This window comes from Pseudoalteromonas sp. S327 (genome assembly GCF_005886415.1).
Lineage (GTDB): Bacteria > Pseudomonadota > Gammaproteobacteria > Enterobacterales > Alteromonadaceae > Pseudoalteromonas > Pseudoalteromonas atlantica.
Genome location: NZ_PNDP01000016.1, coordinates 102,400 through 126,182, shown reverse-complemented (window position 1 = coordinate 126,182; position 23,783 = coordinate 102,400). Strand labels below are relative to the sequence as shown.

The following is a 23,783-nucleotide window of genomic DNA, read 5'->3' as shown; positions in this document are numbered from 1 at the left end:
ATAAAGAGATTATTTGTGATTATTCCAGCATTAGACGTATTACAAAATCAAATTGTTCGTTTATACCAAGGTAAGTACGACACCGCTCAGTTTTACCCTTTTGAGCTTGGCGCACGTTTAAAAGAATACGCCGACAGCGGCGCAGGTAAATTGCACCTTGTAGATTTAGAAGGCGCACGCGATCCAAGTAAAAAACAGTGGCAACATATTCAAGCTGCAACTAAAGCGCTTAACGTACCGTATCAAGTGGGCGGCGGTATTCGCTCAGAGCAAGATGTAAGCGATTGGCTAAAAGCCGGTGCTAACCAAGTTGTTATTGGTTCTATGGCGGTAGAAAAACGCGAGCAAGTAAAAGCCTGGATTGAACAATTTGGCGCCGAGCACTTTGTTATTGCCCTTGATGTAAATAAAACAGCCACTGGCTGGGCACCTGCTACGCACGGTTGGTTAAGTGAATCTGAGTTTGCTTTACTTGAGCTTGTAGATTTTTATGTAAGCTTGGGCGTTATTGACTTTTTATGTACGGACATCAGTAAAGATGGCACCATGACCGGCCCATCGTTTGAGCTTTATGAAGATTTAAGTCGCCATAACAGCAGCATTAAAGTGCAAGCTTCGGGTGGCGTAAGCTCACTTGATGACATTAAAAAGCTTAAAGAGCTGGGCGTAGGAGGCGTTATTTTAGGTAAGTCACTACTTGATGGCGCATTTAGTGTTGAGGAGGCGTTGGCATGTTATCAAAACGCATAATCCCGTGTTTAGATGTAAAAGACGGCCAAGTAGTAAAAGGCGTTAAATTTAAAGGCCACGAAATAGTGGGCGATATTTTAACAATGGCAAAAGCATACAGCGATGCCGGCGCCGATGAACTGGTTTTTTATGAAATCAGCGCAAGTGTTGAAAAACGCCTACTTGATGTAAATTGGGTAGAGAGCATTGCCCGCCACATCGATATTCCATTTTGTGTGGCTGGCGGTATTAAATCGGTAGCCGATGCAGCACGTGTACTAGAGCGTGGCGCTGATAAAATAAGTATTAACAGCCCTGCTATTGCCCGCCCTGAGCTTATAAAAGAGCTGCATGATGAATTTGGTAAGCAATGTGTTGTTGTAGGTATTGATAGCTTTTACGATGAAGTGACCGGCGAATACTTAGTGTATCAATTAACCGGCGATCCTAATGCATCAAGCCGTACACGTTACAAAACCGAAGAATGGGTTAAACGCGTACAAGACTTAGGCGCAGGCGAAATTGTTTTAAACTGTATGAACCAAGATGGCGTACGTAACGGTTACGACAATGAGCAGTTAAGTAAAATGCGCGCATTATGTAATATTCCTTTAATCGCATCAGGCGGTGCAGGCAGTATGCAAGACTTTGTTGATGTATTTAAACAAAGCGAAGTCGATGGCGCATTAGCAGCAAGCGTTTTTCACAAAAATGTGATTAACATTGGCGAATTAAAACAATTTTTAACTGATAACCAAGTGGCAGCAAGACTATGCAAGTAACACAACAAAACCAAACTCAAGTAGATTTTGCTAAAAGCGAAATGATCCCTGCGATTGTTCAAGATGCTCGCTCTGGTGTTATTTTAATGCAAGGCTTTATGAACAGCGAAGCACTAAAGGCGACGCTTGAAAGTAACAAAGTAACCTTTTACTCGCGTTCGAAGTCACGTTTATGGACCAAAGGTGAGTCATCAGAAAACTACTTAAACGTAGTATCGGTGCATACCGATTGTGACTACGACTCAATTTTAGTACTGGCTAATCCAGAAGGCCCAACATGTCACTTAGGCACACAAAGCTGCTTTGGTGATGACGCAAAACCTAGCCTAAGCTTTTTAGCGCAATTAGAAGATGTGATTGTTGAGCGTAAAAACGACGACCCAGCAAAAAGCTACACCGCTTCATTGTTTGCTAAAGACTTAAGCCGTAGCTGTCAAAAAGTAGGTGAAGAAGGCGTAGAAGTAGCGCTTGCTGCAATGAAACACGATAACGATGAACTTACTAACGAATCGGCTGATTTAATTTATCACCTTACTGTATTGCTACAACGCCAAGGCTTAGCCCTTGAAGACGTTGTAAAATGCCTACAAGGTCGCCATAAATAATACAGCTGCTTTGTTTTAGCGCATTTACAGGCCCATATTTTATGGGCCTTTTTACGTTATGGTATTTATTTTTTTACATAGGTTGCGTATGGTGCAGCTTATCTAATTCTTTTAGCGTTGCTTATGAATAAATCAATTATCACAGCCTTATCCTTATTGGTATTAACAGGTTGTGTAAGCCAAAAAGCCCCTGCGCCCAAAATAGTAAAAACGCAAAACACGTGTAGCCCACTAAACACATTACTTAATGCGCACGCTAATGGCTTTAATGCAGTAAAAGCAAATAAAGTGGGGAATGATTTTATAAACCAGTGGCATGCTAATACCCATTTTATAGGCAATACCTGCACCATTACTCAACATAATAAGCAGTTTAGTTATCAATGCACGAGTGAAAACAAACAAGCCCATGCCACAAATCTACATATACAAACAGTGGATAAAATACGTCAATGTGTAGCGTCACAAGGCTGGTACGAAAATACGAAAGAGTCAGCAACTTCAATCAGTAGTAACTTTGTTTTGGATGAAGCTCACCCAGTTATCACCTTATTTACCTCTCAAAGCAGAACGCGCTATATTACCCGTTTTGAAATTGCTCCACCGCTAGGAAATTAAATGCAAAAACCCACACACTCAAACACTAAGTTAAAAACAGACTGTTTAGGCATATGTGAGCGCCGCAGCGGTTATTGCACTGGCTGCGGGCGAACTAATGAAGAAATATTTGATTGGATCATCCTCAGCCAAGAAGAAAAAAACGCCATTTTAGCGCAGCCGCGAGCTGACTTAAAAAAGCCATAAATTTGCCACTTGCGTGTAACAGCCCCCCTTTAGTATTGCTAAAAACGGTAGGGGGTGAACATCATGGCAGCATTATTTGTAATAAACTTAGCGCGCTCCGCGCAGCGACTCGCAAATACTCAAACGCAACTGGCACGTGTTAACTTGTCATTTGAACGAATTGATGCCGTAGATGGCGCACAATTAAGTACACAACAAAAGTTCCTACATTACAGCCCGCAATTGAATAAACAGCAGTATCACTATCCGCTAAGCAATGGCCAAATTGGCTGCTATTTAAGCCACCGTAAAGCATGGCAAAAGATAGTTGATGAAAAACTAGATTACGCGATTGTGCTCGAGGATGACTTTTATATTGATGAGAGCATTCATAATGCGATAAAAAATATTGAGCAGCTACAGCAGCCCTGGCAGCTTATTAAACTCGCCGCTTATGAAAACCGCACTCGCCCTATTGCCTATCAGCAAAACCTAAATAACCACCAGCAATTAGTCATACATAAAAAGCTAATGACCGGCTGTTGTGCTACGGCAATAAGCTATGAAGGGGCTAAGCAATTACTTAAAGCCACAGTTCAATTTGGCCGCCCTGTAGATTGCGACTTACAGCATATTTGGGAAACCCACGTAAATGGTTTTTCGCTTATGCCATACCCTGTTTCGCAAAATACAGACATACAGAGCGATATTGCAAGCTGCGCTACTAAAACCAAGGTTAAAAAAGCTTTTTTTATACGTAAGTTTCAACAATTACACAGCGGCGTTTTAAATAAACTTTATACAAATGCATTTATAAAACAAACCAAGCAAATTAAACCTAATAAAAAAGGCGCTACAAAAGCACCTTCTTTACTCACGCAAGGTTCTTAATTTTATAACTATGCTTTATCGAGCGCTTGGCTTACATCGGCAATAATATCGGCAATGTTTTCAATACCGACTGATAGGCGAATTAAATCACGGCTCACACCTGCGTTTGCAAGCTCTTCATCATTTAATTGGCGGTGCGTGGTTGACGCTGGGTGACAAGCCAGCGATTTAGCATCGCCAATATTAACTAAACGCAGGATCATATTAAGCGCATCAATAAAGCGCGTGCCTGCTTCAAGGCCGCCCGCGATACCAAAGCTTAAAATGCCTGAGGCTTTACCACTGGTGATTTTTTGGCTCATTGCATTATGTGGGCTTGATGTTAAACCAGCGTAGTTAACCCAAAGTACTTTAGGGTGATTTTCTAAGTATTCAGCCAGTTGCTGCGCGTTTTCGCAGTGACGATCCATTCGTAAACCTAAGGTTTCTAGGCCAATTAAAATGTCAGATGCGTTTTTGGGCGCAAGTGCTGCACCGGTATTTCTAAGTGGCACTACTCTACAACGACCAATAAAGGCTGCTTCTGCAAAGGCATCGGTATAGACCACATTGTGATAAGACGGATCGGGCTCATTCATCATTGCAAAGCGTGTGGCATTGGCTTTCCAATCAAATTTACCTGAATCAACAATCATACCGCCAATAGCTGTACCGTGTCCGTTTATATACTTTGTCAGTGAATGAACCACTATATCGGCACCTAACTCAAATGGGCGGCATAAATACGGGGTCGCAACGGTATTATCAACAATAAGTGGCACCCCTTTACTATGAGCAATGTTAGCTAAACGCTCAATATCGACAATATTACCTGCCGGGTTACCAATGGACTCACAAAATACTGCGCGGGTATTATCATCAATCGCGTCTTCAAAGGCGCTAAAATCATCAGCTTTAATCATGCGAGCTTCAATACCTTGGCGCGGTAACGTATGGGCAAATAAGTTATATGTACCGCCATATACTTGGCTGGTGCTCACAATATTAGTGCCTACTTCACACAAGCATTGAATAGCATAGGTAATAGCTGCCATGCCTGAGGCTACCGCTAGCGCACCAATGCCCCCTTCCATTGCAGCAATACGCTGTTCAAGCACCGCATTGGTTGGGTTCATAATACGAGTATAAATATTGCCTGGTACTTTTAAGTCGAATAAATCAGCGCCATGCTGCGTATTATCAAACGTGTAAGATGAGGTATTATAAATAGGCACTGCTGCTGATTTAGTGGTTTCTTCAGACTCGTAACCATGGTGCAGTGCTAATGACTCTAGTTTCATAATTATTTCCTTCAATATTGTGATGATTAAACCTAGCATCATTAGCTTATAAAATGCACATGAATTAAATTAATGAATTATGAGTGTCAGGGGTATTAAAGTTTGCGGGATGAGTTTTACTCAATCTAGTGGGTGTTTTATTTAACTACGTAGGTTTTGTTTTATCTAAATACCAAAGCAGTAGCAGTAAAGCCTATCATATTAATGCGTAGCGTTATTTGGCTAAAGGGTTTAAATACTAAATGCGGTGGGCGCCTCAATTTACGCTATTTAAAGCTCAATGGGTCTAGGTTAACACTTATAATAAATGTACTTATAACGCTTTAAAATCAAGTAACTGTACCGCAGGCAGCGGTTTACTAAAATAGTAACCTTGAATCAAATCGCAATTTAGCTCGGCTAGTAATTTTTGTTGTGCTGATGTTTCTACGCCTTCAGCTACCACACTTAAGCCTAAGCTATGCGACATTGCAATTGTGGCTTTAACTAAGCTGTAGTCTTCTTGGTTTTCGGTAATACCACAAATAAAGCTGCGATCTATTTTTAATACCTCAAACGGATATTGCCTTAAATAGCTAAGCGATGAGTAGCCTGTGCCAAAGTCATCCATGGATAGTTTAATACCGAGCTTATTAAGTGCATACAATGACTCTGTAATATTGGTTTGTACGCTCATTAACACACCTTCAGTTATTTCAAGCTCGACATTTTTAGAACTTACTCCGGTTTTTTCTAACGTGCTTGCTATAAAACTTAGCAGCTCTGAATCTCTAAATTGGCTTGGTGATAAATTAATTGCCATGCTGTAGTTTTGTTGAGAGCTTGCCTGCCACTGCGTTAAAAATGCTAATGCCTGCTCAATAACAAACTTTCCAATTGGAATAATTAAACCTGTTTGCTCTGCTAACGGAATAAACTCATCGGGCATAACCTTACCAAGCACACTATTGTTCCAGCGTAATAGCGCCTCAGCCCCAATTATTTTAAGTGTTTTAGCATCGCATTTAGGTTGGAAATACAATTCAAATTCATTTTTTTCAAGAGCAACATGCATCTGCTCTTCTATTGCTAACCGCCTTTTTATGGCGGTATTCATTTCGCTGGTAAAGCAGGCGTAGGTGTTTCTGCCAAGCGCTTTTGCTTGGTACATTGCTGTGTCTGCATGGCGTAATAAATCAGAGGCTGTTACCCCATTATCAGGGTACAAAGCCACGCCAATACTTAACGTTAATAACAATTCGCGACCATCTATTTCAAAGGGGGTTCTAAAGCTTTTAAGTAAGCGTGTAACAATCTCGTCTAGCTGTTTTTTACTGTGTAGCTCTGGTTGTAAAATAATGAATTCATCGCCCCCCAACCTGCCTACGGTCGCGTTTTCATTAACTATTTGGCTCAATTTATTAGCGGCGCTGATAAGTAATGAATCGCCAATTTCATGCCCGAGTGTGTCGTTTACTTTTTTAAAGTCATCTAAGTCGATAAAAATAACAGCGGCTAAAGTGTTTTTTTCGCTCGCAGTGTTAATTAGCTGAGTAAGTCGTTTTAAAGAATTAAAACGATTAGGGAGTAGCGTTAAGCTATCGTAATAGGCTTGTTTACGTATAAGTTTGTTTGACTCATGCTGCTCTGTTATGTCGCGAATTATCACCATTACTTGGTCTGAATGATGTAAATAACTCACTCGCGCTTCGAAATACAACACGCCTTTGGGTACTAAAAGTTCGTATTCAAAGCATACATTACCTTTGTGAATTAACAGCTCTTGAATATTGTCTTTAAACATTTTGGCTACAGTATAGGGCAATACGCTAAACATCGATTTATTTAAAAATTGCTCAGGCTGTAAATGTAAGTTGCTCAAATCATTTGCATGGTAATCAACTATGGTGCCATCCGGTTTGAGTAAAAAGTACAAATCAGGAATGGCTTCAAATACTTTTTCGAGCATCTGCTGTTTATCCATAGCTTGCGCTTGTGCTTGTTTTACATCGCTCAAGTCTATGTCTATGCAGTACATCTGTTTTACCCCATGCTGATTTGTAAACATAACATGGCTTGAAAACACAGTAACATTGCTGCCATTTTGATGCTGTAATGTAAGCTCAGCCGCGGGTATTTCGATATCGTTTATGAGCCACTCACGATGAGCATCTATAACCGCATCTTGCATTGGAGGTGGGATAATTAAATCTTCTAGTTTTTTTCCGGTTGCGTATTCCTTTGTATAGCCATAAAGCAGTTCACTGCCTTTATTCCAATAAATAACGCGGCGCTGCTCATCGTATCCTTGCACAGAAATACTGTGTATCGCATCAAATAACTGATGCAGCGGATCGTTAAGCACAAATTGATGTGAGAGGATTTGAGTGGTTTTTAATGACTTCATTTATACGCAACCTAGAGTCGTTATTAACACAATAATAGGACGTACTCTTAAAATTAGCACTTTTAGGTTGGTTTTTAAGTGATATACCTTTGCATAAGATATAAAAAAAGGAGCCAAAGCTCCTTTTTTTAAACGCTATTATGATTAATCAGCTTGCACATTAATCGGGTGCTCTACCCCCACCCATGCTTTAAATAAAGCGCGTTGAGATAAAGTTGCATTTTTATCAGCAACCACCTTTTTAGGTTTATCATAATCTTGCGATAAAATGAGGGTTGTCGATTGAAGTGCATCGCGACGAATAAAATCGATAGTGACTTTTTCACCCGCTTTAAATACTTCTAAGCTCGATTTTAAATCTTTTCCTACATGCTGCTTGTTAACCGCCACAATTTTATCGTCTGTTGTGAGGCCCGCCTGCCATGCTGCTCCGCCTCTGCGAACGTGGCTAAGCGTTAATAACTCACCGCTATTTTTTGCAGTGGCATCAATGCTTGCTAATGGCTTAGCGCTCTCAGGGCGAGTAAGCTTTAAGCCAACTTTACCTAATAAAGCATCAAAATCGATATTAGCTGGGGTGCTCACGTTATCGTGCCACCACGTTGTGTAGTCTTCACCTGTTAGCTCTTTTAATATTGCCAGTACATCTTGCTCAGTAAACCCTTGTGGTAACGTGTGCTTGTTGTATAAAGCATTGTGTACTTGGCGGTAATTAACTTTTGCCTGGGTTGTTTCTAATAAATGTATATCTAACAACATAGAAAGCAATGAGCCTTCTAAATATATATTGGTGCTGTAATTACGCGCGTGGTCGCCGCCTTGGTTTATCCATTTATCAAAGCTTGTTTCGCTGGCACTTTGTACTTCTCGACCCGGTGTTTGTAAGTGGCGATTAATCGTTTTACTCATCACTTTAAAAAACTCATCGGTGGTTTCTATGCCTGAGCGCACTAATAGATGATCTTCAAAGTAGCTAGTAGAACCTTCCGAAATCCATAATAAATTTGAGTAGTTCATGTTGGTGTAATCATAAGGCGCCAGCCCTTTAGGGCGGTAAGCTTTTACATTCCAAGTATGAATAAATTCATGCGCGGCGGTACTTATAAAGCCTAAGTAGTCTTCGCGGCTACCAAAACGATTCCGTGGGCGCTGTATAATGGTTGAGTTTAAATGCTCAGTTGCCCCGCCAGCACCCGATGTAGCATGCACCATAAATACATAACGCTCATACGGGTAGCTATTCCAAATAACATTACCTGTGGTGACTAATTTTTTTAAATCAGTAAGCATTAGTTGCTCATCGTAGTTGCCTTCGCCCCATATAACTAACTCGTATTGGCGGCCATCTACTTCAAATTTATGAAGTTTGTTAATTCCTGTCTCTATTGGTGAGTCTACCAGTACATCGTAGTCTGCGGCTTTAAAACTGTGTTTATTACTCGCATTTTCCATACCTGATACAGAGCGCCACGCTTTTGGCACCTTTAAATCTACGGTAACTGGTTCTTGGCGAAACGATTCACTAAACATAAAAAAGCCAGACGCATCAATAAAGGCATGGCTATCATCTATGTGGCGTGCACGTTTACCTAACTCGTTTGCATATACTTGGTAATCAATATTCACGTGTGTTGGCTCAGCTAAATGCACTCGCCATGTGCTGTGATTAATTTTTTCCCATTTTAATGCATTGCCATTGTCGTCTGTGGCCGCAAAGTAACGTACCCCATTGGCTAAGTTTAATATTTCGTAGCGACCAGTACGCCATGCAGGCAATTTAACATCGATATGCGATTGCGCCGACTTTGGAAACTCTACACTTACATTACCTAAATGATGTTGTGGCTGTGTAATACTTAAAGAATAATTTACATCGGCTAACGCAGGGGCTGCACAACAGGCCGCTAACATTGACAGGACTAAACGCTTTTTCATAATGACTCAAGGTTACTTATTATTTGAAATAAGCCTAACAAGGCATAAATTAAAAGTGAATTAAAAACGACAAACAACCTAATAGCTCAGTTTACATGCAAGGTCTAAGTAAAAATGCTAAGTTTTTAATTAGATAACTACACTTAATATGATTTTGTTGTAAACTGAAGGTAATGTAATTAATACAATGGCGGTATGCTTAGGTGTCTGAAAACTCTAACGCTGTAGATAAAAAGTTAAAGCAAGCAATTGAAGCAAGGGTAGCCATTGAAAATGCGCGTAAGCTCCAAGTTGATACTTTATCAAATCTAACTGCAAAATTGTCTTTAAGCTGTAAAGGGCTTGATATTGAGCTTGATAATAAACTCGCCAAATTTAGAAGTTCGCTAAATAAAGGTGTTGGGTTTGAAATATTATCCCCTTTAATAGATGACATTTTATTGTTACTGCAAAACCAAGAGGCGTTACAAACAGCCCATCAGCGAGAGCTGTTTTCGAGCGTACAAACAGCCGGTAAGCTTTTACAAAAAACCAAAGGCTTACCAGATGATACCCGCCGCACCTTAAGACATTTACTCGACCACGAAATTAATAATGTACAGTCTACGCACGACTACATCCCGATATTAAATCAGCTTATTAACTTTTATCACCATGCTTTGCATAGCAAGCTTTCAATCACGGATGAAACAAGTACCAATGCTTCTCCTCGTATGGCTAAAAAGCTGTTAGAGCTTGCAAATGAGCTGGTGTTAGAGGATGAATCGACTGAACAAATTAAACAAATAAAAAATACAATTACCGAAAACGATAATTTAGAAGCCCTGCTGCAAGCTGCTTTAAATATAATAAGCGTCGTGGTCAAAAATATCAGTAAAGAGCGCCAATCGGCACAAAGCTTTTTAGTCTCGCTTAACCAAACATTAGAAGAGTTGCACTCATCAATTGTATCTACCAGCCAGCACTCTAAATCAATGGGTGAAGAGTTCGATACACTAAATAAACGTATTGAAGGAAAAATAAAGCATTTAAACGAGCAAACCCAATCTGCTACGTCTATTTCCTCTTTAAAAGAATTAGTTGATAACGAGCTAAAATCACTCAGCCAAGACTTTATTGCTAAAGAGCAGCTAGAAAGAAAAGACCGCGAAACGCTGATTGCCAGCTTTGATGAAATTAACGAGCGAATTGGCAGCTTAGAAGGCAAACTAACCAAATATAAAAAACGCCTAAACGAGCAACGCTTTAAAAGTTTACTCGACAGCCTTACAAAACTTCCTAATAGAGCGGCTTTTGATGAACGTTACAATCACGAGCTTCACTTATTTAATGTCCAAGCCTCGGATGTTACCCTAGTGGTTATTGATGTGGATCACTTTAAGTCAATTAATGATAGATTTGGTCATACTGCAGGCGATATAACCTTACAAGTTATTGCAAAGGCGCTGCAAAAATCAGTAAGGCAGTCTGATTTTATAGCCCGCTACGGCGGAGAAGAATTTGTACTACTTATGCCTGGGCTTTCGTTGTTAAACGCAGCGCAGCCGCTTGAAAAACTTAGAAAAGTGATTAAAAATATTCCTTTTAAATTTAGAGAAAAAGAAATAGAAATCACCATTTCGTTAGGCGCTACACAATTTAAAAAAGGCGATACACCGCTCAAAGCATTCGACAGAGCAGATGACGCCCTTTATGAAGCAAAGAAAACGGGTCGGGATCGCCTTTGTATGAGTAAATAATGTCATAATTCTCAATTAGTTTGAGTGCTAAAGTAGATGACATGCAGTTTTTACATTTTAAGCAGCAAGGAGAATGCCGATGTTAATACAGTTAAACCCGACTGGGGTTTTAGATTTACTGTCACAATTGGAAGTTGATTTATTAGAGCAATCTTCAGCCAGTGAACGTTATCGACTTTTTAGAAACTGTGCCTTAGCCGTCCTTAATGTAGGCAGCCACACAGACGCAAGTAATGAAATTTACGACAAATACCAAGACTTTGATATTCGTTTAGTCAGTCGCGAGCGCGGCATTAAAATTGAGTTAGAAAACCCTCCCGAAACCGCCTTTGTTGATGGCGAAATAATTACCGGTATTCACGAGCATATTTTTTCGGTGATCCGCGATATTTTATTTATTTGCCAAAAGTACGAAAAAGATCTTAAAGAACAAAAAGCCATTACCCACATGGTATTTGATATGCTTAGAAACGCCGGGGCGCTGCGCGTTAACAGCGAACCAAATATGGTTGTGTGTTGGGGTGGACATTCAATTAACGAAATAGAATATAAATACACAAAACAAGTAGGTTACGAGCTTGGCTTACGTGGTTTAAATATATGTACTGGCTGCGGCCCAGGGGCAATGAAAGGCCCGATGAAAGGTGCCACTATTGGCCATGCTAAACAACGTATTAGCGAAAACCGTTATCTTGGTTTAACCGAGCCTAGTATAATTGCCGCAGAGCCGCCAAACCCTATTGTAAATGAGCTGGTGATTTTACCCGACATTGAAAAGCGCCTTGAAGCATTTATTAGAACGGCGCATGCAATTATTATATTCCCAGGTGGTGCAGGTACTGCAGAAGAATTACTTTATTTATTAGGTATTTTGCTGCATCCAGATAACGAAAAACAGTGTTTGCCTGTTATTTTAACCGGCCCTAAAGAAAGCGAAGCATACTTTAGCGAGTTATGTAAGTTTGTAGAGCTAACATTAGGCAAAGAAGCCCTTGATAAGTTTGAAGTAATCATTGATGATCCAGCGCTAGTAGGGCAAAAATTAAAATCAGCTATGGCAAATGTACGTAATTACCGTAAAAGCCAAGGCGATGCCTACTACTTTAACTGGACACTTAAAATCGATAACGATTTTCAGCAACCTTTTGCACCTACGCACGAAAACATGGCAAGTTTAGATTTGCACCTAGAACAGCCCAAGCAGCAATTAGCGGCTAATCTACGTAGAGCGTTTTCGGGGATTGTTGCTGGCAATGTTAAAGATGAAGGCCTACGCGCTATAAAAGCACATGGACCTTATGTGTTAAGTGGTGAGCCTGATTTAATGAAAGATATGGATAAACTATTACAAGCATTTGTAGACCAAGGTCGTATGAAGTTACCCGGTAGTAAGTATATCCCTTGTTATGAAATAAAAGCATGAGTTTGACTATTTGAAACCCCATTTACTTTTAATTGATGCGCTTAATTTAATTAGGCGCATTTACGCAGTTGACGCTAACCAAACACACCATAGTGAAGAGCAGATGCTAAAGGCCAGTTGCGCGCGCGTAGCACATGCTTGCAAAAAGCTTTTACAGTCAACAAATGCCACTCACGCTATAGCTGTTTTTGATGGCGACAAAAGCTGGCGCTACCACTTTTATAAGCAATATAAACATTCTAGGGCCCCCATGCCCGACACGCTTAAAAATGCGCTGCACAACTTTAAAGAAGCTATAGAGCAAACGGGCATCGTTGTATTTGAACCGCTCAACGATGAAGCCGACGATATCATAGCCACCTTAGCCGACAAAGCTGCAAAAAATAAGATAAACAGTACCATTGTTTCTACCGATAAGGGTTTTTTACCTTTTTTGAACGACTATATTTGTGTGTACGATTATTTTAAAAAGACCTACCTAGATTGCGACAGCATTGAGCAGCGTTTTGGTATTGAGCAAAGTAAACTTATTGATTTTTGGGCCTTAGCGGGTGATAAAACTAACGATGTACCCGGCGTTAAAGGCATAGGGACTAAATCGGCTCAGCTTATTGTAAATACCTACGAAAGCATAGATAGCGCCATAGAAGATGATGCCCTATCAAGCAGTATTCAAAAAAAGCTAGTTGAGCAAAAAGACATGTATGTTATTTCTAAACAATTAGTCACTTTGCGAACAGATATACAGCTAGGTTTTAGTTTAAAGCAGTTAAGGTTGCATTAGTCGCATGTTGATAGCACTGTTTAAGCGTACAACATATACTCACTTTATTGTTGCGAGTGTGAGTTAAAAATGATTAAAAAGTTTATAAGATACTTAATATTAGGGTTAGGCTTGTATGCACTCATTGCGACTTTAGTGATCACCTTTTATAAAGATGACCCGCAAGCAATGATTTGGCAAGACCGTGAGGCCTTTAACGAGCGCTACATAAGAAAGCTGTCAATTGATGAGGCGGTTACCTTAAACAGTGTACTCGATTATTTAGGAAGCCCCGATTTAACCTATGCCAAACGTAATAAAGACCAAGTATGGCAGATTGTTTTTTACCGTACTCAGCACCAAACTTCAGATGGCATAACCACGATGGATGAATGCACCGGCTTATTATTTAAAAATGGTGAGTTATTTTTATGGGGCCCCAGCGCCTATACAACTTATCAGGAAAAGATCAGGTGATGGCCAATGGATGAGCCTATTTCAAAACAGTTAGTGCGGTTACTACACAACACACATCAAATACTAACAATTTATAGTGACAAAACGCAGTGGCAACATCTTTATCCGCTTGTTGTACAAACAGCCCAGCATTATCGCGTTTTGTATCAGCAACACCCGCACGCTTTACAAGCGCGTTTAAGCTTGTACACCAGCCACTACGACTTTGCTACAAACCTCGTTATTAACCAATGTGTTATTAGCACAGCACTGTGCGCTAGCCAGCAATTTGATGACGAACTAACCGAGCTTTATATTGGTGTTGCATTGGTAGAGCATTGCTGCGTTGTAGCGCAGCATAATAAAATTGCGCAGCAGCAAATGCTTACACTCAGCGATAAAAAAATATGGCGTTTTCGCCATCAGCTAGCAGCAAAAGTGTTGCTCAGTGCACAGCACCCTACTCAAAATAGCGTGCGTATGTTGGCTAAACTAAATAAGTATAAGCAAGCGTTACTAAGTACTAGCGACATAATGCTATATGACAATGCCATAACCTTGTGTGCATTAAGTAATATTATCGCGATGAACATCACCTATACATCGAAAAAGAACCCATTAAATTTTTACAAAGCTTTGGGTGAATTGTATGTCAAAACAGCTAACCCATTTGCGCAAAGGTTAATTAAGGATTTAATAGCGCATATAGGCCCACACCTGCCAGGCAGTAAAATTGTTTACAGCGACCAAGCAATGGTTTATTTAGCAAGTGATGAGGCTAATAAGCATATACTTATTAATGCCAATAATGAGAAAAAACTGGCGTGGTACAAGGTTAAAACCTCACTTAAAGATCAACCACTGCAATGGCTATGTACTGATAAACGGGTATTATTTTTAGCCTGGAACAATGAGCACCTGGTACGTAAGGCCCCGGCGCAGATAAGCTCAAAGGCCGAATTAATAGCGTTAGTGAGTCATATAAAAGTAGCGCATGAATATGGTTTTAAAGGCTTAGATAAGTTACTGGCCCCTTTTAGTGAAATAACACAGAAGCTCTGCCAAGCAGTCAGGCCCTATAACAATCAGCACCAAGCCGCCAAAGACTTACGCCATAGCTTGTCGATGGTCGGCTACGATAATGCACCGGCGATTATTCAGCGGGTTATATTTGAGCAATTAGTGGATACATCACATCATCCACACAAACACATCGTACTGAATAAACTTAATAGCTTTATTAATATTTTAGCTTTAATAGTAAGTAATAACCCAAAACAGCAATTTGAACATATAGCCTTGCCCCTCTATGGTTACGTGCATTATTTATTAACCCATTGCAGTGCACAGCTCTGTGCAAAAGTAACCATAAGTAGCGTGCCTAACCAAACCTATAGTGCCCCATTAGCAGCCTTTTTTGGGGTGGAAACGATTAATAATGAACATTTAAATACAGAATTAACACAACTACTGAGTGATAATCCATGGACCAAGCCCCTACTCGATGCTGAACAACAACCTAAAAAAGAGCTAAACGAGCAGCACAAATTATGGATTAGTTTAAAGGTCGTGGCGCAAACTATTTTTAAACCCGCTCTGCCTTTAACGCCTTGGCAAAAACAAACTTTAAATGCGCAGCTAAAAGCACAAGGCTTTAAATCTGAGGATGATTTTTTTGCGCAACTGCAAGGCTTATCGCTATATAACAGCATTTAAGTCACTTATGCTGACTATAAGCACAGGTTATACCCTGTATTTATAGTATAAACTGGCAAAATGGGCGATAAGTTGGTATAAATGCGCCCTCAAAATATATCCACATACGTCACATAAATGACCTAACAAGCAGTTACTATTATTAGTAATAATTTATGTGCGTTTTTTATTCTTTTAAAGGAAAAGTCAATGGCCAAACAAACCATCACAGTGATCAAAGGCGACGGCATCGGTCCGAGCATTATCGACTCAGCACTTGAAATATTAAAAGCCGCAGGTTGCGATTTTGATTATGAATTTGTTGATGCAGGCCTTGCTGCACTAGAAAAAACTGGCGAGCTACTTCCTCAAGAAACAATTGATACAATCGCTAAAAACAAAATCACTCTTAAAGGTCCACTAACGACGCCGGTAGGTGAAGGTTTTACGTCTATTAACGTAACATTACGTAAGCAGTTTGGTTTATACGCAAACGTACGCCCTGTTAAATCTTTTGTTGGTACTAAAGCACGTTACGATGATATCGATATCATTACTATTCGTGAAAATACCCAAGGTATGTACTCAGGTTTAGGCCAAGTAGTAAGCGAAGACGGTAACGAAGCAGAAGCTAAATCTGTAATTACTCGCGAAGGCGCTGAGAAAATCATCACTTTTGCCTACGAGTTAGCAGTACGTGAAGGCCGTAAAAAAGTAACCGCAGTACACAAAGCAAATATCTTAAAATCTACCTCTGGCTTATTTTTAAAAGTTGCACGTGAAGTTGCTGAGCGTTACCCGCAAATTGAATCAACTGAAATGATTGTTGACGCAACATGTATGAAGCTAGTTATGACACCAGAAGAGTTTGACGTTGTAGTAACAACTAACTTATTTGGCGACATTTTATCTGATCTTTGTGCTGGTTTAGTTGGCGGTTTAGGTATGGCACCAGGTGCAAACATTGGTGAAGATGCTGCTATTTTTGAAGCCGTTCACGGTAGTGCACCAGATATTGCTGGCAAAAACTTAGCAAACCCTACTTCAGTAATTTTAGCGTCTATCCAAATGCTTGAGCACTTAGATATGGGCGACACGGCTGAGCGTATTCGAAGCGCTGTAGCTGATGTAATTAAATCTGGCGATCGCACAACACGTGACTTAGGCGGCAGCCACGGTACAACTGATTTCACTCAATCAGTAATCGACCGTTTATAATTTAACAAGGTTAATCTTGTTTTAAGCCTAAAAAGCCAGCATATTGCTGGCTTTTTTGTATTTTAACCTTTGCTAATTACATCACTTGGCATAACTACGCTATTTATTTTAAATAGAATTTTTAATGCAGTGAACATCTCCTTTTATACCACTGGTGTTAAGTTATTAGACATTTAAGTCGATTGGTATTACTTCACAAAATCATTAAACTTTATTGCTGGTACGCCGATAAAACCCACTTATCACTAATAGCGCAATGAAATAACCTATTGCCCCACCACTTGATGATGATTCACTTTGCGCTTCTTGTACCGAGACTGTTAGCTCACTACTTATAACTTCATTGGTTTGACTGTCTGTGAGTACAAGTTTTACTGAATAACTACCTGCACCTTGGTAATTATGACTTGGGTTTTGCGTTGTACCTAGTGGGCTGCTATCGCCATAATCCCAGCTATATGTATAATTACTAGATCCACCTAATGGTGAGCTATTAAATTGTACCGCTAAGTTATTTGCAGTATAGCGTGTACTTAATTGCAGCGGTGCGTTAACACTCAAAGCATGTTGTTGGCTAACACTTATCCCTTGCGTATCAGTTACTATTAACGCGAGGGTGTAATCTCCAGAGTAGCTAAATTGGTAATCTAGGTTTTCAGTTTGCGATACGGGTTCACCATCTATAAGCCAACTCATGCTGTAAGGTGCTTCTCCGCCAGTTACGATTGCTTGAGCAGATAAAGTCGCACCGTTTAACTGATACGTTAAATTTTCAATTTCTAGCGGCTTTGTGATACTAATTTGTTTAGTTTGTGTTTGCGTAGTCGTCTCACCCATTGCCGAAAAGGTAACGCTGTAGGTGCCGTAATCGGCATAGGTATGTGTAGGACTTAGCTCAGTACTCGATTGCCCATCACCAAAGTCCCATAAAAATGTATCTGTGGGGGTTAACTTTAAACCGGGTACATTAAAGCTAACGGTTGCCTCGTTTACTGTTGTGGTTATTTGTTGTAGCGCATCATAGCTAAGCAAGAGCTCTGCTGTTTCACTTCCAGGGTGTTGGCTGACTATTTCAAAGTTAAACCCTGGGGGAGTAAGCACCACACCTGATTCAGCCTGCTGCGTAAAGCTGTAATCAAAATGATCATTAAACTCACTAATGGCAGCTAAGTCTTGATCGCCTAAACCTGCACTTTGCTGATATAAACTAAATGCAGCATCGCGTACTTGTATAGGTGTATCTGCAAGTGTGGTGCTACTTGTACCGCGATAAATTGGCTTTTGATCCGCATCAACCACTAAATTAAAACCACCCCCAGGGTGATCAGTTGTGTTGTTGTTATCAAATGCACTATCGCTATACCATAATAAAACTCCCGGTGAATATTGCTCTGCTTGTAAGCCGACATCCACACCTCTGTGCGCACGTAGCTGTATATAGTAGTGGGCTGGTTTAGCATAAATATAACTGCTCACGCGGCTAAAACCATTTAACGCTAAGTTAGTACTTGGCTGCTCTGCGTTATTTTGCCAAATCACAGTATTGTTGTATGTTATTTTTAAATCATCGGCTACAAAACCATAATATTGTGTGTTTGTATCGGTAATATACTCAATACTTAGTGTAATGGTTTGTCCTGCATATTGTGTTAAATCAAACTCATGCATTAAAAAACCATTTGGTTGCTGCGCATCTGCATGTAAAAACGAATCACCACTTATATACGGGCCTATATCGCCATAATAAGGATTTGTCTCGATTGTATAATTACCAGCTAAAGGAGTTTGATTTACCTTTACTTGTACAAGGTCATAGTCGCGCTCAATACTGTAGTAAGCTAAAAAGCTAAGTGTCAGTGGTGTAGCCGCCTCAGGTAAGGTCACGGTTTGTGAGAGCGTGTGTGTTAGATTGTTACCTGTACCAGAGTAAAATTGAAAATCACCTTCAACCGGGGTTTTAAATTTTTCTAGCTGCTGCGCAAGTGTCACTTTAATTTGGCTTTGCTGCTGAGAAAGTGAGCTAGTATAAACTAGCGACTGCTGAGGCTGGCTGTTCACTTCCTCCATGGTTAAATTAAGCTGGTTCACCCAATTGCCTTGGTATCTGTTTTGTAAATACTCAAGCGCCTGTGCACTAAACATAACGGGCTTTGAGCCCCGAGGCCCACCAGCCCAGCTACCAGTAGACATTATTGACCAAGACGATACAGGCTCACCCACGGTATTTGACTGTAAATCGTACTCATCTGCTAAACCTAAGTCGTGACCAAATTCATGCGCAACGACACCTATGCTGGCATCTATTGGATTTATCGTATAACCCGATAACTTAACGCTACTACCCGCAATACTGACAGGTTCACTGTTTTCATCAAATACGTAGTAGCGGTGAGACCAAATTGCATCAACGCCTAAATAGCCTCCACCGGATTCTTCACCAATACTGGAATGAAAAACCATAACATGGTCGATAATGCCGTTTGGCTCGTTGATAATGCCATCGCCGTCAATATCATCTAAATCTGTTAAATCATATTGCGTTAAATCAATATCAAATTGTGCAGTGGCTTTTTCGACTGCTTCTTGTATCAGTGCGGGGACATTTATATCGCGCGTGTTGCCTACGCGCTCACCATAGGTTTTTGCATTACTATCTGCCCTAACCCACCCATATACTTGCCCGCTAAAAGTTAAGCTAGCACCTGATGCGTCGTAATAATAATCGTATACGCTGCTAAGTATTTCATTATTAGGGCCAATAAACCCACCCTCATTAAAAAGCAATTGTTGGTAATGCTCCTTTGTATAATTTTCGTAATACATGTCGGTATCATCATCAACTAGTTGATTGTCATCGTGCTTTAAATCAGGAAAATCAATTAAAATAGCCAGTACTTTAACCTCATTTAGCGCGTTGCTAGGGCTAGCCGCACTTGCATATTGCAGCTGCTTATTGGCTTGCTTAGCGGTTAAGCGGGCTTTCATAGTAGAAACAGGTTTTAACTGCAAAGGGTTAAGCCGTTCAGTATTCGCTAAGTAGCTTTCAACCGTTGGCTTGTTAGTGGTTTGTTGGGTATCAGCGCGTTTATTTAACCAATACTCTATTCTTTGTTTGTTAATAATACCTGGGTCATGCGCACTGGTATTTGCTGCGTTAAGATTTAGGCTGCAAAGGAATAAGCCAAGCCATATTATTTTTTTCACTGTATCTTCCCCAGATAAACTATTGCTCTATCATACCTAATATATGCATTAAGCACAGCGCTCAAACCACCTATTTACCCATTATGGCTACTCGGTAAAATTAGCATAATTTCTTCATATTTTTTATATAACTACAAATAGCGTGCAACTTTTTAGTATGAAAATAAATTAATTTGAAATTTCAATCCAAAACAGCCCTTTCAAGGTTGACATAAGCACGTAAAACCCTTAAAAATAACCCCATATAGAATTTTTAATCTAAAGCAGCATTTTGCTTTTTATAAAGTGACAATTATGAAAAAACAACTTCACCTTTTAATCGTACTCGTAGTGGTCTTAGTGATAAGCCCAGCGGGGATGTATTAAAAAGTGAAATTGCTTTTTAAAAACCCTCGCACTACGCGGGGGTTTTTTTATGCATAAACAGCGCACAGAGGAATGAGGATGAGCAAACAAGAATATAATGGTTCTGAACTAGTTGTTCAGGCATTAAAAGAGTTGAAGGTTAAGTATATTTTTGGCTACCCAGGTGGATCGGTTTTAGATTTATACGATGCACTTTTTCAACAAGAAGACATTGAACATATTTTAGTGCGTCACGAACAAGCCGCAACCCATATGGCAGACGGTTATGCCCGAGCTACTGGCGAAGTTGGTGTTGTACTTGCTACCTCAGGCCCTGGCGCAACTAACTGTATTACAGGTATTGCTACCGCTTATATGGACTCAATTCCGATGGTGGTATTATCGGGGCAAGTACCTACTAGCTTAATTGGTGACGATGCATTCCAAGAAACCGACATTGTTGGCTGTTCTCGCCCGGTTGTAAAACATAGTTTTAACTGCAGAAGCGCTGAAGAAATTCCGGCTATTTTGGCAAAAGCGTTTTACATTGCAAGTACTGGCCGCCCAGGACCCGTTGTTGTTGAGCTACCAAAAGATATGCTTAACCCTGCTATTAAGTTTGAGTACAACTTCCCTAAAACAACAGAGCTTAGAACCTACAGCCCAAATACAAAGGGCCACTCTAAACAAATTCGCAAAGCGGTTACCGCAATTTTAGAAGCTAAAAAACTGGTTATATACTCAGGCGGCGGTATTATTTTATCTAACACCTCTGAGCAATTAACCCGCTTAGTTGAATCGCTAAATGCACCTATCACTAATACATTAATGGGCTTAGGCGGTATTTCGGGTATTCACCCAAATTACGTGGGTATGCTGGGTATGCACGGCACGCTTGAAGCCAATAAAGCAATGGCAAATGCCGATGTAATTTTAGCACTGGGAGCGCGTTTTGATGATCGTGTAACCAATAATGTTAAAAAGTTTTGCCCTAATGCAACCATCGTTCACGTAGATGTAGACCCAACCTCTATTTCTAAAACGATTAAAGCACATATTCCGGTTGTAGGCTGTTTAGCCACTGTGATGGAGCAACTGCAAACCGGCATAGATAAAAGTAGCATTCAAATTGATCGCAGTGCACAAGAGGATTGGTGGCGACAAATTATTAGCTGGCGCGAGCAAAAGTGCCTAAGCTACAACACCGATGGCGACAAAATAAAGCCTCAAGCTGTTATAGAAGCAGTGTATAAAGCCACTAATGGTGACGCATATGTAAGCTCTGATGTGGGTCAGCACCAAATGTTTGCAGCGCAATATTATCCATTTAAAAACCCTCGCCAATGGATCAATTCAGGGGGCTTAGGCACCATGGGCTTTGGCTTACCAGCAGCGATGGGGGTTAAGCTTGCCTTTCCTAATAAAGAGTCAGTGTGTGTAACCGGCGATGGCTCTATTCAAATGAATATTCAAGAGCTATCAACATGCTTACAGTACAACTTGGCTGTAAAAGTGGTTTCGCTAAATAACCGCTCATTAGGCATGGTACGCCAATGGCAAGATATGATTTACGGCGGTCGCCATTCATCTTCATATATGGACTCATTACCTGACTTTGTAAAACTTGTTGAAAGCTATGGCCATGTAGGCATAAAGGTAGATACTTTAGATGAGCTACAACCTGCTATAGATAAAGCCATGAGCATTAACGACCGTTTAGTATTTTTAGATATTAACGTTGATGAAAAAGAACATGTATATCCAATGCAAATTAAACTAGGTGGCATTGATGAGATGTGGTTACGTAAAGGAGTAAAAGCATAATGCGTCGTATATTATCTATTTTATTAGAAAACGAACCGGGAGCCTTATCTCGCATTGTTGGGCTTTTTTCACAGCGCGCCTACAACATAGATAGCTTAACAGTGGGCACCACTGATGATGAGTCACTGTCACGTATCACTATTACCACTATGGGTGATGATAGAATCGTTGAGCAAATTACTAAACAAGTTAATAAATTAGTTGATGTACTTAAAATTATTGATTTGACCGAAATGAGTCACATCGAACGTGAATTATTACTTGTTAAAGTATTTGCCCAAGACGAAACCACACGTGCAGCGGTTACACGCGTTGTAGACGTGTTCCAAGGTGCTATTTTAGATATGGGTCGCCAAAGCTACAGCTTACAACTGGTTAGCAGCACAGACAAAATAGAATCGTTTTTAGACACCCTACGCCATGAAACCGACATTATTGAAGTGGTGCGCTCTGGTGCTGTAGGGATCGGCCGTGGTGACAAAGCATTAAAAGCGTAATTAATTAAAGCTTAAGCGTTTTATATTAAATCCCTGCTAAGCAATTAGCAGGGATTTTTTATGTTAAGCCTTGCCTTACAACGCTCTGCATTGATACCTAATTAGGCATGTGGGAATAAGCTTAACTTAGGTAAGCTCACTACTTTAATACAGGCAAAAAAAAAGAGCTAAATAGCTCTTTTTTAAAAAATTCTGTAAAGCGCCAATTAAGGGTTTACTTGGTCTTTAAGACCTTTACCTGCTTTAAAGCTTGGGATAGTTGCCGCTGCGATTTGGATCTCAGCACCCGTTTGTGGGTTACGGCCAGTACGTGCTGCACGTTCTTTAACTGAGAAAGTACCAAAACCTACTAATGCAACTGAATTACCTTCTTTTAAAGAAGAAGTTACAGCGCCAGTAAACGCGTCAAGTGCACGTGTAGCAGCAGCTTTAGAGATTTCTGCATCAGTAGCGATTTTTTCAACTAATTGAGCTTTATTCATCGTTAGATTCCTATTCGTTATTATTTTGCCTTCGCAAAACCTATCTTTATGCATTTTTAAGGAGTTAGCAACAGCAAATTGCATTTTTTGCTTAAATACTTCGAAAATGCGTAAAATTTTAATAATTCTCGGTAAAATACAGCGTGTTGGGTTAACTAAAACTTAATTTAAGTACACAAAAGGCACACTTTAAATAACACACTGCTCTATATTTTTTCGATAACTAAGGTCACTTCCCCAACCTCGACACCAAACTTAACAATAGACGTTCGGTTTATCAAGCGCGATTGTGTAACCAGGTACATCCAATCATCAAAATTTACCTCAAGCGTACTGCCGTCATAGGGTAAGGCCACATTGTAGTTCCAATGAAACACACTGCCTGCGCTTTTACCGGTTGCAATGCCAAGCACATCATCAGCACGTCCCACTAAGCTATTATCGTCATTAAGGGTGACATACCAAATACGCTTTTGTGTTTCACCATCGTCATACACAAAGTCTTCCTCTATAACGCCCTCGTTCCCTTCCCAGCGCGCATTCATAGTGACAACAAGTTTACGTGTGAGTTCGCCTTTATAATCTTGCACAACGCCGTATGCTTTCAAATCGCCACTAAAAAACGCTTTAAAATCAAATTCTGGGTTGCTGCTATTGTAGTGCTCTACTTTTGGCGCGGAGCAGCTCACTAAAAATAATGCGGCCATTAAAATACATAGCTGTTTAAATTTATTTATATTGCGCAT

General features: G+C 40.2%; 20 protein-coding genes. 14 read left to right on the top strand and 6 right to left on the bottom strand.

Annotated features, from left to right (window positions below):
- The first annotated feature begins 15 nt into the window (after positions 1-15).
- The 6 genes from CWB60_RS06640 to CWB60_RS06615 all read left to right on the top strand — a co-directional run bounded on the left by CWB60_RS06640 (position 16) and on the right by CWB60_RS06615 (position 3,790).
- Entirely contained in the window at positions 16-750 is a 735-nt protein-coding gene (locus CWB60_RS06640; RefSeq protein WP_138577189.1) for a 1-(5-phosphoribosyl)-5-[(5-phosphoribosylamino)methylideneamino] imidazole-4-carboxamide isomerase, read from the top strand.
- Positions 732-1,511, top strand: coding sequence for an imidazole glycerol phosphate synthase subunit HisF (gene hisF, locus CWB60_RS06635; RefSeq protein WP_006793443.1), 780 nt, complete (start codon positions 732-734; stop codon positions 1,509-1,511). The genes CWB60_RS06640 and hisF overlap by 19 nt, the downstream gene beginning before the upstream one ends.
- Complete coding sequence (gene hisIE, locus CWB60_RS06630) at positions 1,502-2,116, top strand: bifunctional phosphoribosyl-AMP cyclohydrolase/phosphoribosyl-ATP diphosphatase HisIE (protein WP_006793442.1); 615 nt, start codon at positions 1,502-1,504, stop codon at positions 2,114-2,116. The genes hisF and hisIE overlap by 10 nt, the downstream gene beginning before the upstream one ends.
- A 123-nt stretch (positions 2,117-2,239) precedes the next feature.
- Positions 2,240-2,734, top strand: coding sequence for a lipoprotein (locus CWB60_RS06625; protein ID WP_138577191.1), 495 nt, complete (start codon positions 2,240-2,242; stop codon positions 2,732-2,734).
- Entirely contained in the window at positions 2,735-2,920 is a 186-nt protein-coding gene (locus CWB60_RS06620; RefSeq protein WP_024031736.1) for a DUF1289 domain-containing protein, read from the top strand. It abuts the gene before it with no gap.
- 63 nt (positions 2,921-2,983) lie between these two features.
- The gene (locus CWB60_RS06615) at positions 2,984-3,790 is read left to right on the top strand and encodes a glycosyltransferase family 25 protein (RefSeq protein ID WP_138577193.1); all 807 of its coding nucleotides are present in this window, start codon (positions 2,984-2,986) and stop codon (positions 3,788-3,790) included.
- A gap of 8 nt (positions 3,791-3,798) precedes the next feature.
- On the opposite strand, the gene CWB60_RS06610 is transcribed toward CWB60_RS06615, so the two are convergent.
- From CWB60_RS06610 to CWB60_RS06600, 3 genes are all read right to left on the bottom strand, one after another.
- Positions 3,799-5,070 carry an O-acetylhomoserine aminocarboxypropyltransferase/cysteine synthase family protein gene (locus CWB60_RS06610; RefSeq protein WP_138577195.1) on the bottom strand — a complete coding sequence of 424 codons (1,272 nt, stop codon included), beginning with the start codon at positions 5,068-5,070 and terminating at the stop codon, positions 3,799-3,801.
- 313 nt (positions 5,071-5,383) lie between these two features.
- Positions 5,384-7,456 (bottom strand): sensor domain-containing protein, encoded by a 2,073-nt coding sequence (locus CWB60_RS06605; protein WP_138577197.1) that lies wholly within the window; start codon positions 7,454-7,456, stop codon positions 5,384-5,386.
- A 144-nt stretch (positions 7,457-7,600) separates the two neighbouring features.
- Positions 7,601-9,391, bottom strand: coding sequence for a M61 family metallopeptidase (locus CWB60_RS06600; RefSeq protein ID WP_138577199.1), 1,791 nt, complete (start codon positions 9,389-9,391; stop codon positions 7,601-7,603).
- Positions 9,392-9,594: 203 nt separating this feature from the next.
- Here CWB60_RS06600 and CWB60_RS06595 point away from each other — a divergent pair, with 203 nt between their 5' ends.
- From CWB60_RS06595 to CWB60_RS06570, 6 genes are all read left to right on the top strand, one after another.
- Entirely contained in the window at positions 9,595-11,130 is a 1,536-nt protein-coding gene (locus tag CWB60_RS06595) for a GGDEF domain-containing protein (protein WP_138577201.1), read from the top strand.
- 79 nt (positions 11,131-11,209) lie between these two features.
- Positions 11,210-12,553 (top strand): nucleotide 5'-monophosphate nucleosidase PpnN, encoded by a 1,344-nt coding sequence (gene ppnN / locus CWB60_RS06590; RefSeq protein ID WP_138577203.1) that lies wholly within the window; start codon positions 11,210-11,212, stop codon positions 12,551-12,553.
- 10 nt (positions 12,554-12,563) lie between these two features.
- Positions 12,564-13,337: a flap endonuclease Xni gene (xni, locus tag CWB60_RS06585; RefSeq protein ID WP_138577205.1), complete on the top strand. Its 774-nt coding sequence runs from the start codon at positions 12,564-12,566 to the stop codon at positions 13,335-13,337.
- A gap of 69 nt (positions 13,338-13,406) precedes the next feature.
- Positions 13,407-13,793: a DUF3192 domain-containing protein gene (locus CWB60_RS06580; RefSeq protein WP_004586398.1), complete on the top strand. Its 387-nt coding sequence runs from the start codon at positions 13,407-13,409 to the stop codon at positions 13,791-13,793.
- Between the two features lie 6 nt (positions 13,794-13,799).
- Entirely contained in the window at positions 13,800-15,488 is a 1,689-nt protein-coding gene (locus tag CWB60_RS06575; RefSeq protein ID WP_138577207.1) for a hypothetical protein, read from the top strand.
- A gap of 189 nt (positions 15,489-15,677) precedes the next feature.
- Positions 15,678-16,685 carry an isocitrate dehydrogenase gene (locus CWB60_RS06570; protein WP_004586400.1) on the top strand — a complete coding sequence of 336 codons (1,008 nt, stop codon included), beginning with the start codon at positions 15,678-15,680 and terminating at the stop codon, positions 16,683-16,685.
- Between the two features lie 204 nt (positions 16,686-16,889).
- Here CWB60_RS06570 and CWB60_RS06565 read toward each other — a convergent pair whose 3' ends face one another.
- Positions 16,890-19,889 (bottom strand): immune inhibitor A domain-containing protein, encoded by a 3,000-nt coding sequence (locus tag CWB60_RS06565; RefSeq protein ID WP_138577209.1) that lies wholly within the window; start codon positions 19,887-19,889, stop codon positions 16,890-16,892.
- 444 nt (positions 19,890-20,333) lie between these two features.
- Here CWB60_RS06565 and CWB60_RS06560 point away from each other — a divergent pair, with 444 nt between their 5' ends.
- Positions 20,334-22,058, top strand: a complete 1,725-nt coding sequence (locus CWB60_RS06560; protein WP_138577211.1) for an acetolactate synthase 3 large subunit — start codon at positions 20,334-20,336, stop codon at positions 22,056-22,058.
- Positions 22,058-22,555, top strand: a complete 498-nt coding sequence (ilvN, locus tag CWB60_RS06555; protein ID WP_004586403.1) for an acetolactate synthase small subunit — start codon at positions 22,058-22,060, stop codon at positions 22,553-22,555. Before CWB60_RS06560 ends, ilvN begins: the two co-directional genes overlap by 1 nt.
- Before the next feature lie 206 nt (positions 22,556-22,761).
- Here the strand turns inward: ilvN and CWB60_RS06550 are convergent, their stop codons facing one another.
- Both CWB60_RS06550 and CWB60_RS06545 read right to left on the bottom strand, forming a co-directional pair.
- Positions 22,762-23,037: an HU family DNA-binding protein gene (locus CWB60_RS06550; RefSeq protein WP_004586404.1), complete on the bottom strand. Its 276-nt coding sequence runs from the start codon at positions 23,035-23,037 to the stop codon at positions 22,762-22,764.
- A 206-nt stretch (positions 23,038-23,243) separates the two neighbouring features.
- Positions 23,244-23,783, bottom strand: coding sequence for a DUF3833 domain-containing protein (locus CWB60_RS06545; RefSeq protein ID WP_024031747.1), 540 nt, complete (start codon positions 23,781-23,783; stop codon positions 23,244-23,246).